This window comes from Streptomyces sp. NPDC058525 (assembly GCF_042719495.1).
GTDB lineage: Bacteria > Actinomycetota > Actinomycetes > Streptomycetales > Streptomycetaceae > Streptomyces.
Genome location: NZ_JBHXNP010000001.1, coordinates 70,369 through 87,483, shown reverse-complemented (window position 1 = coordinate 87,483; position 17,115 = coordinate 70,369). Strand labels below are relative to the sequence as shown.

The 17,115-nt window shown below is 73.4% G+C and carries 14 protein-coding genes; 8 read left to right on the top strand and 6 right to left on the bottom strand.

Annotated elements, in window-relative coordinates; genetic code table 11:
- Nucleotides 1–10: 10 nt before the first annotated feature.
- From ACFWP3_RS00420 to ACFWP3_RS00390, 7 genes are all read left to right on the top strand, one after another.
- Nucleotides 11–754, top strand: a complete 744-nt coding sequence (locus ACFWP3_RS00420) for an ABC transporter ATP-binding protein (protein WP_384215179.1) — start codon at nt 11–13, stop codon at nt 752–754.
- The gene (locus tag ACFWP3_RS00415; RefSeq protein ID WP_384215178.1) at nt 751–3,591 is read left to right on the top strand and encodes an FtsX-like permease family protein; all 2,841 of its coding nucleotides are present in this window, start codon (nt 751–753) and stop codon (nt 3,589–3,591) included. Before ACFWP3_RS00420 ends, ACFWP3_RS00415 begins: the two co-directional genes overlap by 4 nt.
- A 98-nt stretch (nt 3,592–3,689) precedes the next feature.
- Nucleotides 3,690–4,229 carry a bacterial proteasome activator family protein gene (locus ACFWP3_RS00410; RefSeq protein ID WP_384215177.1) on the top strand — a complete coding sequence of 180 codons (540 nt, stop codon included), beginning with the start codon at nt 3,690–3,692 and terminating at the stop codon, nt 4,227–4,229.
- 176 nt (nt 4,230–4,405) lie between these two features.
- Entirely contained in the window at nt 4,406–5,293 is an 888-nt protein-coding gene (locus tag ACFWP3_RS00405) for an NTP transferase domain-containing protein (RefSeq protein ID WP_384215176.1), read from the top strand.
- The gene (locus ACFWP3_RS00400) at nt 5,290–6,615 is read left to right on the top strand and encodes a molybdopterin molybdotransferase MoeA (protein ID WP_384215175.1); all 1,326 of its coding nucleotides are present in this window, start codon (nt 5,290–5,292) and stop codon (nt 6,613–6,615) included. Before ACFWP3_RS00405 ends, ACFWP3_RS00400 begins: the two co-directional genes overlap by 4 nt.
- Complete coding sequence (locus ACFWP3_RS00395) at nt 6,603–7,703, top strand: potassium channel family protein (RefSeq protein WP_384215174.1); 1,101 nt, start codon at nt 6,603–6,605, stop codon at nt 7,701–7,703. Before ACFWP3_RS00400 ends, ACFWP3_RS00395 begins: the two co-directional genes overlap by 13 nt.
- Nucleotides 7,704–7,731: 28 nt before the next feature.
- Nucleotides 7,732–8,709: an NAD(P)H-quinone oxidoreductase gene (locus ACFWP3_RS00390; protein WP_384215173.1), complete on the top strand. Its 978-nt coding sequence runs from the start codon at nt 7,732–7,734 to the stop codon at nt 8,707–8,709.
- Nucleotides 8,710–8,797: 88 nt separating this feature from the next.
- Here the strand turns inward: ACFWP3_RS00390 and ACFWP3_RS00385 are convergent, their stop codons facing one another.
- Genes ACFWP3_RS00385 through pdhA form a run of 3 tightly spaced genes read right to left on the bottom strand, consistent with a single transcriptional unit; the run spans nt 8,798 to nt 12,308 of the window.
- Nucleotides 8,798–10,156 (bottom strand): dihydrolipoamide acetyltransferase family protein, encoded by a 1,359-nt coding sequence (locus ACFWP3_RS00385; protein WP_384215172.1) that lies wholly within the window; start codon nt 10,154–10,156, stop codon nt 8,798–8,800.
- Nucleotides 10,156–11,175, bottom strand: a complete 1,020-nt coding sequence (locus tag ACFWP3_RS00380; RefSeq protein ID WP_384215171.1) for an alpha-ketoacid dehydrogenase subunit beta — start codon at nt 11,173–11,175, stop codon at nt 10,156–10,158. Before ACFWP3_RS00380 ends, ACFWP3_RS00385 begins: the two co-directional genes overlap by 1 nt.
- Complete coding sequence (pdhA, locus tag ACFWP3_RS00375) at nt 11,172–12,308, bottom strand: pyruvate dehydrogenase (acetyl-transferring) E1 component subunit alpha (protein ID WP_384215170.1); 1,137 nt, start codon at nt 12,306–12,308, stop codon at nt 11,172–11,174. The genes ACFWP3_RS00380 and pdhA overlap by 4 nt, the downstream gene beginning before the upstream one ends.
- A 179-nt stretch (nt 12,309–12,487) precedes the next feature.
- Here pdhA and ACFWP3_RS00370 point away from each other — a divergent pair, with 179 nt between their 5' ends.
- Nucleotides 12,488–13,057, top strand: a complete 570-nt coding sequence (locus ACFWP3_RS00370; protein ID WP_384215169.1) for an Lrp/AsnC family transcriptional regulator — start codon at nt 12,488–12,490, stop codon at nt 13,055–13,057.
- Nucleotides 13,058–13,137: 80 nt separating this feature from the next.
- Here the strand turns inward: ACFWP3_RS00370 and ACFWP3_RS00365 are convergent, their stop codons facing one another.
- From ACFWP3_RS00365 to ACFWP3_RS00355, 3 genes are all read right to left on the bottom strand, one after another.
- A complete protein-coding gene (locus tag ACFWP3_RS00365) occupies nt 13,138–14,784 on the bottom strand; it encodes a hypothetical protein (RefSeq protein ID WP_384215168.1) in 1,647 nt (548 codons plus the stop codon).
- A 147-nt stretch (nt 14,785–14,931) separates the two neighbouring features.
- Entirely contained in the window at nt 14,932–15,519 is a 588-nt protein-coding gene (locus tag ACFWP3_RS00360; RefSeq protein WP_069921026.1) for a TetR/AcrR family transcriptional regulator, read from the bottom strand.
- Entirely contained in the window at nt 15,516–17,075 is a 1,560-nt protein-coding gene (locus tag ACFWP3_RS00355) for a 3-hydroxyacyl-CoA dehydrogenase (protein ID WP_384215167.1), read from the bottom strand. Before ACFWP3_RS00355 ends, ACFWP3_RS00360 begins: the two co-directional genes overlap by 4 nt.
- Nucleotides 17,076–17,115: the final 40 nt, after the last annotated feature.

Sequence of the window (17,115 nt, the reverse complement as noted above, 5' to 3'; positions counted from 1 at the left end):
GAGACCTCTCATGCCTGACCAGCGTCAGAACCAGCAGCCCGTGCTCCAGTTGGACCAACTCGTACGCACCCACGGCAGCGGCGCCACCGAGGTGCACGCCCTGCGCGGGATCAACCTCTCGGTACACCCCGGCGAACTCGTCGCCGTCATGGGCCCGTCCGGCTCCGGCAAGTCCACGCTGCTCACCCTGGCCGGCGGCCTCGACACCCCGACCAGCGGCCGGGTCGTCGTCGAGGGCACCGACATCACCACGGCGAACCGCAAGCAGCTGGCCGCCCTGCGCCGCCGCAGCATCGGCTACGTCTTCCAGGACTACAACCTGATACCCGCCCTGACCGCCGCCGAGAACGTGGCCCTGCCCCGCGAACTCGACGGCGTCTCCGCCCGCAAGGCCCGGGTCTCCGCCCTCGCCGCGCTGGAGGAGATGGGCCTGGGCCAGCTCGCCGACCGCTTCCCCGACGAGATGTCCGGCGGCCAGCAGCAGCGCGTGGCCATCGCCCGCGCCCTCGTCGGCGACCGCCGCCTCGTCCTCGCCGACGAGCCCACCGGCGCCCTCGACTCCGAGACCGGCGAGTCCGTCCTCGCCCTGCTGCGCTCCCGCTGCGACGCGGGCGCGGCCGGGGTCCTGGTCACGCACGAACCGCGGTTCGCCGCCTGGGCCGACCGCGTCGTCTTCCTGCGCGACGGCAGCGTCGTCGACGAGACCCTGCGCAGCCACGCCGACTCCCTGCTCTCGGGGCAGGCCGCACAGTGATCTCCTGGTACCACTCCTGGATCGCGGCCATCCGCATAGCCCGCCGCGACGCCTGGCGCGCCAAGGGCCGCAGCATCCTCGTCCTCGCGATGATCGCCCTGCCCATCGTCGGTGTCAGCGCCGTCGACCTCACCGTGCGCAGCTCCGAACTGACCGTCGCGCAGGAACTCGACCGCAGGCTGGGCGGCGCGGACGCGGAGATCGGGGCCTCCCCGATCAACGCGCCGATCTACCAGAACCCCAAGGGCGACCGCTACGCGCCGGTCGGCGGCTACGAGAAGTACGTACCGGGCGAGAAGGCCGACCAGGCCGATCCGCTGAAGGCCCTCCCGGCCGGCGCCGAGGTGGTCAAGGACACCGTCGGCCAGGCCAAGATCCGCACCACCCACGGGCTGCTCACCACGGACCTGCGGGAGGTCGACACCGACGACCCGATGGTGAAGGGGCGGATCACCCTCGACCGGGGCCGGCTGCCCCGCGAGGCCGGCGAGATCATCGCCAGCACCGCCTTCCTGGAGCAGTCCGGCTTCTTCGTCGGCTCCACCGTCACCCCGCGCGGCACGGACCTCTCGTACCGGATCGTGGGCGCCTACGAACTGCCCAGCACGCTGGGGGCGGTCGAGGTCATCGCCCGGCCGGACACCCTGCTCACCCCCGTCGACAAGGCCCTGCGCGCCGTCGACGTGCCCGGGGTGCGGGCCGACAGCAAGTACTTCGTCAAGGTCGGCGGCGATGGTTTCACGTGGAACATGGTCAAGGAGGCCAACGCCAAGGGCCTGCTGGTCATCTCCCGCGCGGCGGGCCTGAACCCGCCCGCCGACTCCGATGTGCCGCTGTACGCGCAGGAGTCCAAGGACCCGTACGGCATGGACGACGGCAACGCCGCCGAAATGGCCGTCCTGGCCACCGTCGTGGGCCTGGCCATGCTGGAGATCTGCCTGCTCGCCGGACCCGCCTTCGCGGTCGGCGCCCGGCGCTCGCGCCGCCAGCTCGGACTGGTCGGCGCCAACGGCGGCGACCGCCGCCACATCCGGGCCATCGTGCTCTCCGGCGGCCTGGTCATCGGCGCCGCGGCCGCCGTCGTCGGCACCGCCATCGGCATCGCCCTCACCCTCGCCCTGCGGCCGCTCCTCGAGGGCTACATGGGGGTGCGCTGGGGCGGGTTCGAGGTCCGGCCGCTGGAGCTGCTGGGCATCGCCCTGCTCGCGGTCGTGACCGGCCTGCTGGCCGCCATCGCCCCCGCGATCACGGCCTCCCGGCAGACCGTGCTGGCCTCGCTCACCGGGCGCCGCGGCGTGCGCCGCGCCAACCGGGTGCTGCCCGTCATCGGCCTGATCGCCGTCGCGGCCGGCGCCGCCATCGCCCTGTACGGGGCCGTGTCCGACATGGGCAGCCTGGTCGTCGCCGGCGGCAGCGCCCTCGCCGAGCTCGGCGTCGTCGCCCTCACCCCGGTCCTGGTCGGCCTCTTCGGGCGGATCGGCCGCTGGCTGCCGCTGTCGCCGCGGCTCGCGCTGCGCGACTCCGTGCGCAACCGGGGCCGTACGGCGCCCGCCGTCGCGGCCGTGCTGGCCGCCGTGGCCGGCACCGTGGCGGTGGCCACCTACCAGAACAGCCAGGACCTGCAGAACCGGCACGAGTACGTCGCCGAACTGCCCAGCCGGCACGGCCTGATCAGCGTCTCCGACAACAGCGCCCACAAGGAAGTGCCCGCCGTGCGCGAGGCTCTGTCCAAGGAGTTCTCGCTGTCCGTACGGGCCGACGCGGACCGTGTCGTGGTCGGCCGGCCCGGCTGCGACTCGTACTCGTCCGAAGCGGGCTGCGGGCGCGCCGAGCTCGTCCAGCCCAAGGAGAACCGCTGCCCGCTCTTCGACCCGGCGAACCGGTCGACCGAGTTCACCGACGCGCAGCGCAAGGAGCTCCGCAAGGACTGGCGCTGCCAGTACGCGGGCCACTACGCGCCGAACTCGGTGGTCGTCGCCGACGAGAAGCTGCTGACCGCGCTGGCCGTCACCGACCCCGGCACCGTCGCCGCGCTGAAGGCGGGCAAGCCCGTCTCCTTCTCGAAGCAGAACGTGAAGGACGACAAGGTCACCCTGCGGATCATCACCGACAACGAGGCGGCCGACGCCGCCCGCAGCAAGGGTGAGGACGAGCCGGGCGAGGACAAGGTGCTGGCCGTGCACCAGGCCCCCGAGGGCGTCGAAGGCTGGGGCGTCGAGCTCTTGCTGCCGCCGGCCGCGGCCAAGACCGCCGGTCTGACCACCGCCCCCTTCGGCTCGTACTTCGCCCTGGACGGACTGCCGACCAGCGAGCAGCGCCAGGCGCTGGACGGGTTCTTCGACACGATGGGCGTGGACGCCGAGCTCAAGATCGAGCAGGGCTACCAGGGCGACAACTCCGTCATCATGCTCGCGCTGGCCATCTTCGCGGGCCTGGTCACCATCGGCGCCGCCGGCATCGCCACCGGGCTGGCCCAGGCCGACGCCGAGGCCGACCTGAAGACGCTGGCCGCCGTCGGCGCCGCCCCGCGCGTGCGGCGCACGCTGAGCGGCTTCCAGTGCGGCGTGGTCGCCCTGATGGGAGTGGTGCTGGGGTCGGTGGCGGGCATCCTGCCCGCGGTCGGACTCCGGCTCACCGAGGCCCACGAGATGCGCAAGCGCCTGGAGGATGGGTACTCGCTCGTACTGGGCTCCACGAGCAAGGAGGTCTACGTGCCGATCGCCGTGCCGTGGGAGACCCTCGGCCTGCTGCTCGTCGCGGTCCCGCTGGGCGCCGCGCTGCTGGCGGCCCTGGTCACCCGCTCCAGCGGGGCACTGGCCCGGCGCGCAGCCGGCTAGCCGGACACACGCGGTAACCCCGTGCCTCCGTACAGGTTGGATCACGCCTGTACGGGGGCACACCGTGTGAGTACGGAGGTGTGCGAGAGAATGACGGCATGGAGATGCCGAGGAGTGAACGGTCGCAGGACAGTCCCCCGCACGTCCTGATCGTGGGACAGGACGGGATGGCGGTCGGCGGCGCCGATGACGAGTCGCGCGAGGTCCCGGTGACGGAGATGGTCGAACAGCCCGCCAAGGTCATGCGCATCGGCAGCATGATCAAGCAACTCCTGGAAGAGGTACGCGCCGCGCCTCTGGACGAGGCGAGCCGGGTCCGGCTCAAGGACATCCATGCCGCCTCGGTGAAGGAGCTGGAGGACGGCCTGGCCCCCGAGCTCGTGGAGGAACTGGAGCGCCTGTCCCTCCCGTTCACCGAGGAGGCCATCCCCTCGGAGGCAGAACTGCGCATCGCACAGGCGCAGTTGGTTGGCTGGCTGGAAGGCCTGTTCCACGGCATCCAGACGGCCCTGTTCGCGCAGCAGATGGCGGCGCGGGCCCAGCTCGAGCAGATGCGCCGCGCCCTCCCGGCGGGCGCCCCCACCGACGACGACGATGACGGCCACCACGGAGCGATCCGCTCGGGCCCGTACCTGTAAGTCCCCGCAGGCGGGGCCGGATGCCCGAAGGGCGATTCCGGCCCCGCCCGCGGGTACCTCCCTGCGGCAGCCGGCGCGGGTCCGGGGCGGAGCCCCGAGGCCTGGACCTCGACCCGCATAAGCCGCAGGTAAACGGCGCCCCCCGCCAGAGCCGCACCCCCCGCATACTCGAGGGCATGAGCTACGACGCCATCGTCCTGGCCGGCGGCGCGGCGCGGCGCCTCGGCGGGGCAGACAAGCCCGCCCTGAGCGTCGGCGGCCGCCCCCTCCTCGACCGCGTCCTCGACGCGTGCGCCGACGCCGCGACCACGATCGTGGTCGGCGGCCGCCGCCCCACCGCCCGCCCGGTGCGCTGGACCAGGGAGGATCCGCCCGGCGGCGGCCCCCTGGCCGCGCTGGACGCCGGACTGCGGCAGACCACCGCCGAGCTGGTCCTCGTCCTCTCCGCCGACCTGCCCTTCCTGGACCGGCAGACCGTACGGGACCTGCTGACCGCGCCCGGCGGGCAGGAGGGCGCCCTGCTGCGCGACCCGGACGGCCGGGACCAGCCCCTCGTCGCCGCCTACCGCGGCGAGCCGCTCCGCCGCGAGCTGGCCCTCCTCGCCACCGAACACGGCAGCCTCGCCGGGCTCCCGCTGCGCGCGCTCACCGCCGAACTGGACCTCACCCGTGTCGCGGCGCCGCCGTTCGCCTCGTTCGACTGCGACACCTGGGACGATCTCGCCGCAGCCCGGGCCCGGATCAGGGAGCATGGAACCGTGCTGGACCAATGGATCACCGCCGTCAAGACCGAGCTCGGCATCGACCTCCCCGTCGATGTCAAGGCCCTGCTCGACCTCGCCCGTGACGCCGCCCACGGCGTCGACCGTCCCGCCGCCCCGCTGACCACCTTCCTGGTCGGCTACGCGGCGGCGCGGGCCGAGGCCGCCGGGGCGGACCCCGCCCAAGCCGTCGCCGAGGCCTCCCGCAAGGCGGCCGATCTGGCGCTGCGCTGGGCCGCCGAGGCGAAGGCCGCCGACTCCGCCGACTCCCCCGACGCCACCCGAGAGAACGGCTCCGGATGACCCCCGCAACCCCGGCGACCCCCGCCGAACAGGCCCTCGACGAGGCCCTGGCCCTGGTCAGCCGCACCCCGGAGGGCGGCGGACCGGGCGGCGGCCCCGGCGGCGGCCATCGCGCCTGCCCCTGGCCGCGGGCCCGGGACACGGCCGCCCGCGCGGGCGGCGCCCGGCGCACGGCGGACCGCACCCACCGGGTCCCCCTGGCCGACGCCCTCGGCGAGGTGCTCGCCGCGCCCCTGGAAGCCCTGACCGACCTGCCGTCCTTCGACACCTCCGCCATGGACGGCTGGGCCGTCGCCGGTCCAGGCCCGTGGAGCGTCCGCGCCGGCGCGGGAGTGCTCGCCGGCTCCGACCGGCCCGAGCCGCTCGCGGACGGCGAGGCCGTACGGATCGCCACCGGAGCCCGGATCCCCGCCGACACCACCGCCGTCGTGCGCAGCGAGCACTGCCGCGAGAGCGGCAGCCAGCTCTTCGCGGACCGGCGCGTCCTCACCGGCCAGGACATCCGCCCGCGCGGCCAGGAGTGCCGCTCCGGCGACCTGCTGCTGCCCGCGGGATCGCTGGTCACCCCCGCCGTGCTGGGCCTGGCCGCGGCCGCCGGGTACGACGAGCTGACCACCCGGCCCCGCCCGCGCGTGGAGATCCTGGTGCTCGGCGACGAGCTGCTGACCGAGGGCCTCCCGCAGGACGGGCTGATCCGGGACGCGCTGAGCCCGATGCTCGGCCCGTGGCTCACCCGCCTGGGAGCCGAGGTCATCGGCACGCGCCGGCTCGGCGACGACCCCGCCGGCGCCGAGGCCCTGCTCAAGGCCGTCACCACCTCCGACGCCGATGTCGTCGTCACCACCGGCGGCACCGCCTCCGGCCCCGTCGACCACGTGCACCCCGTACTGGCCCGCGCCGAAGCCGAACTCCTGGTCGACGGCGTCGCGGTGCGCCCCGGCCATCCGATGCTGCTCGCCAGGATCGGCGCCCCGGGCGAGGGCCGGCACCTGGTGGGGCTGCCCGGGAACCCGCTCGCCGCCGTCTCCGGGCTGCTGACGCTGGCCGAACCGCTGCTGCGCGCCCTCGCCGGCCGCCGCCCGCGCCCCCGCTACACGGCCGCGGTGCAGGGCGAGGTACCGGGCCACCCGCACGACACCCGGCTGGTCCCGGTCCTGCTGAGCGGCGAGCACGCGCAGCCGCTGCGCTACAACGGTCCCGCGATGCTGCGCGGCGTGGCCGCCGCCGACGCGCTGGCCGTCGTACCGCCGCACGGCGCGCGGTCCGGGCAGGAGCTGGAGATCCTCGACCTGCCGTGGGCCTCCGGGGGATGTTTCACGTGAAACTCCACGCCCGCGACGCCATGGCCCGCGGCGCCGACGAGAAACTCGTCTCCCGGCGCATCAAGCTCCCCCGGCGGATCGTCGAGAAGCCGCTGCAACAGGTCGCCAAACGCCTGCTGATGGCGCTGTTCGTGCTGTTCCTGACGGTCATGATCGTGTGGCTGGACCGCAAGGGCTACCACGACAACGCCAACGAGTCGGTCGACTTCCTCGACTGCGTCTACTACGCGACCGTGACCCTGTCGACGACCGGCTACGGCGACATCGTCCCGTACAGCGACAGCGCGCGGCTGGTGAACATCCTGCTGATCACCCCGCTGCGCATCCTGTTCCTGATCATCCTGGTCGGCACCACCCTGGAAGTGCTCACGGAGCGCACGAGGGAAGAGTGGCGGCTGAGCCGCTGGAGGAAGAACTTGCGCGAGCACACGGTGGTCGTCGGCTTCGGCACCAAGGGCCGCTCGGCCCTCCAGACCCTGCTGGCCACCGGCCTCTCCCGAGATCAGGTCGTCATCGTCGACCCGAGCGCCAAGGTGATCGACACGGCCAACGCCGAGGGCTTCACCGGCGTGGTCGGCGACGCCACGCGCTCCGACGTGCTGCTGCGGGCCGAAGTGCAGAAGGCCCGGCGGATCATCATCGCCACACAGCGCGACGACACTGCGGTACTGGTCACGCTGACGGCGCGGCAGCTCAACCGGGGCGCGAAGATCGTCGCGGCGGTGCGCGAGGAGGAGAACGCCCCGCTGCTGCGCCAGTCGGGCGCGGACGCGGTCATCACGAGCGCGAGCGCGGCGGGCCGGCTGCTGGGCCTGTCGGTCCTCAGCCCGAGCGCGGGAACCGTGATGGAGGACCTGATCCAGCAGGGCAGCGGCCTCGACATCATCGAGCGGCCCGCCAACCGGTCCGAGGTCGGCAAATCGGTGCGCGAGACGGAGGACCTGGTCGTGAGCGTGCTGCGCGGCCACCGGCTGCTTCCGTACCACGATCCGCACGCGAGCCCGATCCAGCTGACGGACCGTCTCATCACCATCGTCCGGGCGGCTCCGCCGACTTCACCGCCGGTGACGCTGCCGTCTCCTGACTAGAGGCCCCGGATCGCGTAGCCTCCGGGCCATGCATGCGATCACGATCGAGCAGCCGGGCGGCCCCGAGGCCCTGGTGTGGAGCGATGTACCCGATCCGGTGGCGGGCGAGGGCGAGGTCCTCGTCGAGGTCGCGGCGAGCGCCGTGAACCGTGCCGACGTCCTCCAGCGCCAGGGCTTCTACGATCCACCGCCCGGTGCCTCGCGCCACCCCGGCCTGGAGTGCTCCGGCCGGATCTCGGCGGTGGGGCCGGGGGTGTCGGGCTGGTCGGTGGGCGACGAGGTGTGCGCCCTGCTGGCGGGCGGCGGGTACGCGCAGAAGGTGGCCGTGCCGGTGGGCCAGCTGCTGCCCGTACCGGCGGGCGTGGACCTGGTGACGGCGGCCGCGCTGCCCGAGGTCGTCGCGACCGTGTGGTCGAACGTGTTCATGGTGGCGGGCCTGCGGCCCGGCGAGACCCTGCTGGTGCACGGCGGAGCCAGCGGGATCGGGACGATGGCCGTCCAGCTGGCGAAGGCGGTGGGCGCGACGGTCGCGGTGACGGCCGGCGGCCCCGAGAAGCTGGCCCGCTGCAAGGAGCTCGGCGCCGACATCCTGATCGACTACCGCGAGCAGGACTTCGTGGCCGAGCTGCGGGCGGCGACGGGCGGAGCCGGCGCGGACGTCATCCTGGACATCATGGGCGCCAAGTACCTCTCCCGGAACGTGGACGCCCTCGCGGTGAACGGCCGGCTGGCCGTCATCGGCCTCCAAGGCGGGGTGAAGGCCGAACTGAACCTGGGCGCGCTGCTGTCGAAGCGCGCCGCCATCACCGCCACCTCGCTGCGGGCGCGTCCGCTGGAGGAGAAGGCGGCGATCATCGCGGCGGTCCGGGAGCACGTGTGGCCGCTGGTCGCGGCGGGCCGCGTGCACCCGGTGGTGCACGCGACGTTCCCGATCGCCCAGGCCGCCGAGGCCCACCGGGTCCTGGAGTCGGGCAGCCACGTGGGCAAGCTCCTGCTCACCGTCTGAGCCCGGCTCCCGCGGGCACCTCCCGGCGGTGGCCGGGGGGAGCGGGGCGGGGGAGGGGCCGCGAAGCAGCCTCTCCCCCGCCGGACGGCTACAGGCTGCGCAGCAGGACCGCCGGGGACTCGACGCAGTCGGCCACGTAGCGGAGGAACCCGCCCGCCGTGCCCCCGTCGCAGACCCGGTGGTCGAACGTCAGCGACAGCTGCACGACCTGACGGACGGCCAGCTCCCCGCCGTGCACCCACGGCTTGGCGATGATCCGGCCGACCCCGAGCATCGCCGCCTCCGGGTGGTTGATGATCGGCGTGGAGCCGTCGACCCCGAACACCCCGTAGTTGTTCAGGGTGAACGTCCCGCCCGTCAGGTCCGCCGGAGCCAGCTTCCCGGCCCGCGCCAGCTCCGTCAGCCGGGCGAACTCCGCCGACAGCGACTCGGGGCTCCGGCCCTGCGCGTCCCGGACCACCGGGACCATCAGGCCGCGCTCGGTCTGCGCGGCGAAGCCCAGGTGCACGGCCGGCAGCCGGACGATCTCGCCCGACGCCAGGTCCACCGTGGAGTTGAGCTCCGGATGGCGGGCCAGCGCGGCCGTGCAGATCCGCGCCAGCAGCGCGAGCACCGAGATCTTGGGCCCGCCGACGGCGTTCATCGCCGCCCGGGCCGCCATCAGCTCGGTGGCGTCCGCGTCGACCCAGCAGGTCGCGTCCGGAATCTCCCGCCGGCTGCGCGACAGCTTCTCGGCCACCGCCCCGCGGACCCCCTTGAGCGGGATCCGCTCGCCCTGCACCGCCACCGCCGCGGCGGCGGAGGCGGGGGCGCGGGCCGGCTCGGGCGCCCGCAGAGCGGCCAGCGCCGCTTCGACGTCCGCCCGCAGGATCAGGCCCTCGGGACCCGACCCGTGCAGCGCGCGCAGGTCGACCCCGTGGTCCTTGGCCAGCTTGCGCACCAGCGGCGAGATGACGGCGACCGGCCCGGCGGGAGCCACCGGAACCGGAGCCACCGGAGCCGCGGGAGCCACCGGAGCCGTGGCGACGGGCGCCGGAGCCGTGGCGACGGGCGCCGAGACCGCGGCGGTGACGGGTCGCACCCGTCGCCGACGCGCCGGACGCGAGTCGTCCGCGCCGTACCCGATCAGGGGCCGCGGCACATTGCCGGAACCCTCGGCTCCTGGCTCCGGAGCCGCCACGGCCCCGGAGGGCACCGACTGCGCACCCACCGCCACGGTGATCAGCGGGGCCCCGACCGGGAGCTCCTGCCCCTCCTCGCCGAAGCGGGCCGTGACCACGCCCCCGTACGGGCAGGGCACCTCCACCATCGCCTTGGCCGTCTCGACCTCGACGACCGGCTGGTCGACGGCGACGACATCGCCCACCGCCACCAGCCAGCGCACGATCTCGGCCTCCGTCAGGCCCTCGCCGAGATCCGGCAGCTTGAATTCCATGACCTGCGGCATCAGTTCTCCCACTGCAGGCGGGCGACGGCGTCCAGGATCCGGTCCACTCCCGGCAGGTGGTGCTTCTCCAGCATCGGCGGCGGGTAGGGGATGTCGAAGCCCGTCACCCGCAGCACCGGCGCCTCCAGGTGGTGGAAGCAGCGCTCCGTCACCCGGGCGGCGATCTCCGCGCCCGGTCCGCCGAAGCCCGCGGCCTCGTGGACGACCACCGCGCGCCCGGTCCGGCGTACGGACGCCACGACCGTGTCCTCGTCGAAGGGGACCAGCGAGCGCAGGTCCACGACCTCCAGGTCCCAGCCCTCCTCGCGGGCCGCCTCGGCCGCCTCCAGGCACACGGGCAGCGAAGGCCCGTAGGTGATCAGCGTCGCGCTCGTGCCCGTCCGCCGGACCAGGGCCTTGCCGATCCCCGGCACCGCCGCCGGAGCCTGCGGCGACCAGTCCGCCTTCGACCAGTAAAGCCGCTTGGGCTCCAGGAAGACCACCGGGTCGTCGCTCGCGATGGACGCGCGCAGCAGCCCGTACGCGTCCTCGACCGTCGCCGGGGTCACCACGTGCAGGCCGGGCGTGGCCACGTAGTACGCCTCGGAGGAGTCGCAGTGGTGCTCCACCCCGCCGATCCCGCCGCCGTACGGCACCCGGATGGTGATCGGCAGCGGCATCGCGCCGCGCGTGCGGTTGCGCATCTTGGCCACGTGCGAGATCAGCTGCTCGAAGGCCGGGTAGGCGAACGCGTCGAACTGCATCTCCACGACGGGCCGCAGCCCGTACATGGCCATGCCGACCGCCGCGCCCAGGATCCCGGCCTCCGCGAGCGGGGTGTCCGTACAGCGGTCCTCGCCGAACTCCTTCGCCAGCCCGTCCGTGATCCGGAAGACCCCGCCGAGCGTGCCGACGTCCTCCCCCATGACGTGGACCGTCGGGTCCTCGGCCATCGCGTCGCGCATCGCGCGCGTCAGGGCCTGCGCCATCGTCGCGGGCTTGGCCCCCGCCTTGGCCGCCTTCGCCGCCACCGTGGTCATGCGTCTCCCTCCGCGTCCAGCTCGGCGCGCAGCAGGGCGGCCTGTTCGCGCAGCCTGCCGGTCTGCTCCGCGTAGACGTGCGCGAAGAGGTCCATCGGGTCCAGCACCGGGTCCGCGTTCATCCCCTCGCGCAGCGAGGCGGCCATCGTCTCCGCCGCGTCGCGCGCCTCCTGGATGCCCGCCTCGTCGAGGATCCCGCGCGCGGTCAGCTCGCGCTCCAGCAGCTCGACCGGGTCGTGCGCCTTCCAGGCCTCGACCTCGGCGTCGCCGCGGTAGCGGGTGGCGTCGTCGGCGTTCGTGTGGGCCTCCATCCGGTAGGTGACGGCCTCGATCAGGGTCGGACCGCCGCCGGCCCGGGCCCGCCGGACGGCCTCGGTGAGCACCTCGTGCATGGCGGCCACGTCGTTGCCGTCGACCAGCCGGCCGGGCATCCCGTAGCCCACGGCCTTGTGGGCCAGCGTCGGGGCGGCGGTCTGCTTGGCGAGCGGAACGGATATCGCGAAGCCGTTGTTCTGCACGAGGAAGACGACCGGTGCCTGCCAGACGGCGGCGAAGTTCAGGGCCTCGTGGAAGTCGCCCTCGCTGGTGCCGCCGTCGCCGACCATGGCCAGGGCCACGACGTCGTCGCCGCGCAGCCGGGCCGCGTGCGCCAGTCCCACCGCGTGCGGCAGCTGGGTGGCGAGCGGGGTGCACAGCGGGGCGATCCGGTGCTCGCGCGGGTCGTATCCGGTGTGCCAGTCGCCGCGCAGGAGGGTCAGGGCCTGTACGGGGTCCAGTCCGCGGGCCACGGCCGCCAGGGTGTCGCGGTAGCTCGGGAAGAGCCAGTCCTGGTCCTCGAGGACGAGGGCGGCCGCGATCTCGCAGGCCTCCTGGCCGACGGTGGACGGGTAGACGGCGAGCCGCCCCTGCTTGGTCAGCGCGGTGGCCTGCGCGTTGTAGCGGCGGCCGCGCACCAGCTCGGCGTAGCAGCGGCGCATCAGCGCGGGGTCGAGCCGGTCCGCCGCCGGCGTGCCGAGGACCCGGTAGGGCTCGGCGTCCGGGAGCAGCGGAGCGGCGTCCGTACGGGGCCTCCAGGCGGGCGGCGGGGTGGGTCGGTGGGACGCACCGGCACCGGGCAGCTCTTGGACCGTCATGGCGGCGTACACCTCCTCGTGGGAAGCGGGCAGGGCGACGGCTCGGGTGTGAGGCGCCTCACCTACCGATTGTTCGGTTGTCCGCGCAATTTGGCTACAGGCGGCTCCAGGCTGTGGACAAACTGGCGCCGGGGCCCTGGGATGGATGCAGGACGTCCAGGAGAGGGAGGCATCGGGCAATGCCGGATGAACAAATGGCCGGAGCGGGTGCCGCGGCGGTCCCGCCGGGGGCCACCCCCGGAGTCCCACCGGTACCTTCCGTTCCGCCCCGCCCCCTGGACCCGATCGACCGGTCGATCATGCGGCTGCTCCAGGCGGACGGCCGCGCGTCGATACGCTCGGTCGCCGAACAGGTCCACGTGTCCCGCGCCAACGCCTACGCCCGCATCAACCGGCTCATCGACGACGGGGTGATCCGGGGGTTCACGGCCCGCGTCAACCACGAACGGGCCGGTCAGGGCGCCTCCGCCTACATCACCCTGAAGATCGTCCAGAACTCCTGGCGGACGGTCCGCGAGAAGCTCCGCGAGCTGCCGGGGGCCGCGCACATCGCCCTGGTCAGCGGGGACTTCGACGTCCTCCTGCTGGTCCACACGCCGGACAACCGGACCCTGCGCGAGCTGGTCCTGACCCGCCTCCAGTCCATCCCGGAGGTGCTGTCCACGCGCACCCTGCTGGTGTTCGAGGAAACGGACCTGCTGGATCCGGGCCCGGGCCCGTCCGGACCCCCGGCGCTCACCGAGGAGTAGGCCGTACGCGTGACAGCGCCCCGGGACGGGCTCGGAAGCCCTGTCCCGGGGCGCTGCGCGCGAGGCCGGCTATCCCAGGATCACTGGGTGTCGTAGTAGCCGAAGAGGTCGACGACGAGGTCGGTCTCCTCCCAGCCCTGGTTCCAGAAGTCGACGATGCCGTGCGGGCCCGACGTGGCCTGCACCAGGTTCGCGACGGTCTTGCCCTTCGTCCAGTTCAGGGCGGAGGACGTGGGCCGCTCGGGCCGGACCTGGGTGCCGTTCTCGTACTGCTCCGGCGAGTTCGGGTCCGGGGCCACCGACAGGAAGCCGTCGCCGGCCGTGTCGGTGACGGTGGTGTTCAGCACGAAACCGGACACGCCGGTGTCACCCGGCTCCCAGCCGGCCAGCTGGACGGCCAGGTAGCTGCGGGCATCCATCCGGCCGAACGCGCCGTCGGGGTCGCGCGTGTCCAGCCAGCGCACCGGCAGGGAGGACATGAGGGCGCCCTTGCCCTCGGGGCTGTAGTGGCCGACGACGTCCACCACGACGTCGGTCCCGGCCCAGGCGCTGTTGCGGATGCCGATCGTCCCGTCGGGGCCGACCGGCACGATCACCGAGTTGGCGACCGTCTGGCCGGCGGTGAAGTTCACGCTGGACGCGAGCGGGATCCGGCCGCCGCTCGGGTAGACGACCAGGTGGCCGGCTTCCTTCGGGTTGGTCACCGTCACGTTGAGCGCCACGGCCTTGGCGTTCTGAGGCACCCCGCGCAGGCCGGCGATCTGCGTGGCGAAACCGGTCTGGCCGGGGACCTGGCCCTTGGCGCTGCCGAGGCCCGAACGGGTGTCGACGAAGCGGGACGGGGCCATCGGCGTGTAGCCGTTGGCCGCCGTCTGCGTGAAGTAGCCGGTGATGTCGGCGATCAGGTCGACCGACTCCCAGCCGCCGTTGAACAGCTCCACGTAACCGTCCTCGCCGACCGGCACGATGACCAGGTTCGGGACGGTCTGTCCGGCCTCGAAGTTCACGTTCGAGGCGTCCGGCCGGTGGGTGCCCGAGGGGTGGGCGGTGATGTGCCCGCCGCTCGTGGTGTTGGTGACGGTCACGTTGAGGGCCACGGCGGTGACCTTCTCCGGGATCCAGCCGTACCCGCTGACCTGCACCCGGGCACTGCTCCGCGGGGCGACCTTGGCCTTCGGCGCGCGGAAGCCGTCCCGGGTGTCCAGCAGGCGCGTGGGGTCGTGCGGGGTGAACTCGGAGCCCAGGGTCGTGATCGTGACCTCGTTCTCGCGGTAGACCTTGTTCGCCGGGTCGTCCACGCCGACCGAGATCTCGTACGCGCCGGGCTTCTCGTAGACGTGGTGGTTCTCCAGCGTGACGGAGCCGCCCGCGGGGATCCGCTCCAGGACGCCGTCGCCCCAGTTGATGACGACGCTCAGCTTCGCGTCCACGCTGGTGATGACGGTTTCCAGGTGGATGCCGCGCGCGGTGGTGTTCGTCGCGGTCAGAGCGATCTTCAGGTCCGGATTGCCGGTGACGGCACCCTCCGCCCGGGCCGCGGCGGAGTCCCCCTTCCGGACGGTCTTGTCGGCGGCGCTCGTGAAGGTCTTGGCCTTCGGCACGGCGGCCTGCTTCAGGTCCGGGCCCTTCGCCGCCCGGTGGACGGCGGGCGCGGACGGATCCGCGGCCTGGGCCGCCCCCGGCAGGAACGCGATGCCGGCCGCGGCGATGGCGGCAGCAGAAACCATGAGACGGCGACTGTGCACCGGCCCTCCCCCGTTATTCGTTTCTGAGCACAACTGTCCTGAACGCGTTGGCTTGAACGCGCTCCAGATCGAATCCCGCTCAGATTACAGAGCCCCCTGATGGCCGGTCAGCGGGGTCCCGCATGGCGGTCAGCGGACCGTCCGCAGCCCGTCGAGGGCCATGTGCACCACCGCGTCGGCGAGTTGGTCGGGTCCCGTGCCCGGGTGCGGGCGGTACCACTCCACCAGGGAGTTCACCATCCCGAACAGGAGGCGGGTGGCGAGCCGGATGTCCACGTCCGCCCGCAGGTCCCCGTCGGCGGCGGCCGCCTTGAGGAGGTCCGCGACCTGGTGGTCGAACTCGCGGCGGCGCTCCAGGGCCCAGCGCTCGGTCCGCGTGTTGCCGCGCACGCGCAGCAGCAGGGTCACGTACGGCAGCTCGCCGACGAGCACCTCCACCGTGCGGCGCGTGACGTACTCGACGCGCTCGACCGCCCGCCCCCGGACCGCGCCGGGCTCCTCCAGGACGGCGAAGAGCCCGTCGAGGGCGCGGCTCACGGCCCGGCGCAGCAGCTCCTCCTTGCCGGCCACGTGGTGGTAGATCGAGGACTTCGAGATGCCGGCGGCCTTGGACAGGTGCTCCATCGAGGTGCCGTCGTAGCCGCGCTCGTTGAAGACCTGGACGGCGACCGACAGCAGGGTCTCGGGGGTGTAGGTGTCCCGTTTCGCCGTCGTCACGCGCTCTCCCCCGTCGTGTCGTCCTCGCCTGCGGCGTACTCCGCTTCCTCTTCCACCGCGTCCGCGTCCGCGGCGTAGCCCAGCCGGAACAGCGCCAGCGAGGGCGCGTACCGGCCGCCGGGACAGCGCTCGTCGAGGTGGTGCAGCAGGTCGTAGGCCCAATCGCGGCCCAGGCGCTCGTGCCATTCGGACGGGCCCAGCGGGTAGTTGACGCCCAGGCGCATCGCCGTGTCGATGTCCTCGGCTGTGGCCACCCCGCGGGCGACGGCGTCGGCCGTCAGGTCGATCAGCATCGCGACCGTGCGGGCGACGATCATGCCGGGGACGTCGCCGATGACGGAGACCTTCTTGCCGAGCTTCTGGAACAGGCCGACAGCCTCGGCGAGGGTCCGCTCGCTCGTGTCCTCGCTGGCGGAGAGCGCGATCCGGGTGGCTCCCCGGTAGTCCAGCGCGAGGTCGAAGTAGACGACGTCGGCGAACTCGACGGAGGTCTTCCCGTCCGCGAGCACCAGCTGGCCCTCCCCGGGCAGCTGGATGTACGGGCCGCCGTGCTCGGTGGCGGTGACCGCGATCCCGGCCTCCTCGAACAGGTCGGCCAGCTCGGCCGCGGGCCCGAGGTCGCCGACCACGGTCACCTTGGCCGGGGCCTCCTCGGGGGCGGCCGTGTGCGGCTGCGGCGCGCCGGCGTCGGGACCGTACGGGAACCAGCCGTGCCCCGTTTTGCGGCCGAGGCGGCCCGACTGGACCAGCCGGCGCTGCGCGAGGGAGGGGGTGAATTTGGGGCTGCGGAAGAAGGACTCCCACACCGAGCGGGTCACGGCCTCGTTCACGTCCTGGCCGATCAGGTCGGTCAGCTGGAACGGGCCCATCTTGAAGCCGCCGCTCTCGCGGAGCACGGCGTCGACGGTGGCCGGGTCGGCGCCCTGCTCCTCGTATACCGAGAAGGCCTCGGCGTAGAAGGGGCGGGCGATCCGGTTGACGATGAAGCCGGGGGTGTCGGCGCAGCGGACCGGCGTCTTCCCCCAGCCCAGGACGGTGCGGTACGCGCGCTCGGCGGCGACCGGCTCGGTCGCGAAACCGCTGATCACCTCGACGAGGGGGAGCAGCGGGGCCGGGTTGAAGAAGTGCAGGCCGAGGAAGCGGCCGGGGTGCGCGAGGCCCGCGGCGAGCTCGGTCACGGAGAGGGAGGAGGTGTTGGTGGCCAGCAGCGCGTCCGGCGAAACCACCTCTTCGAGTGCGGCGAAGAGCGTCTGCTTGACGCTGACGTTCTCGACCACCGCCTCGATGACCAGGGCGGCCCCTGCGAGGTCCGCGAGGGCGCCCGCCGGAGCGATCCGGCCGATCGCGTCCTCGGCCTCGGCGCGATCCAGGCGGCCCTTGGCGGCCATCCGCTCGACGCGGTCCTGCACCATGCCGACGCCGTCGGCGGCGAGCGCGGCGTCGATGTCGTAGATCAGCACGCGGTGACCTGCGAGAAGGGCGACCTGGGCGATGCCCTGGCCCATGGTGCCCGCGCCGACGACCGCCACAGTGCGGGACCGCTCGATTGCTGTCATGTCCTGATCCTCCCGCACCGACTTGTCCACAGGTCCGCCG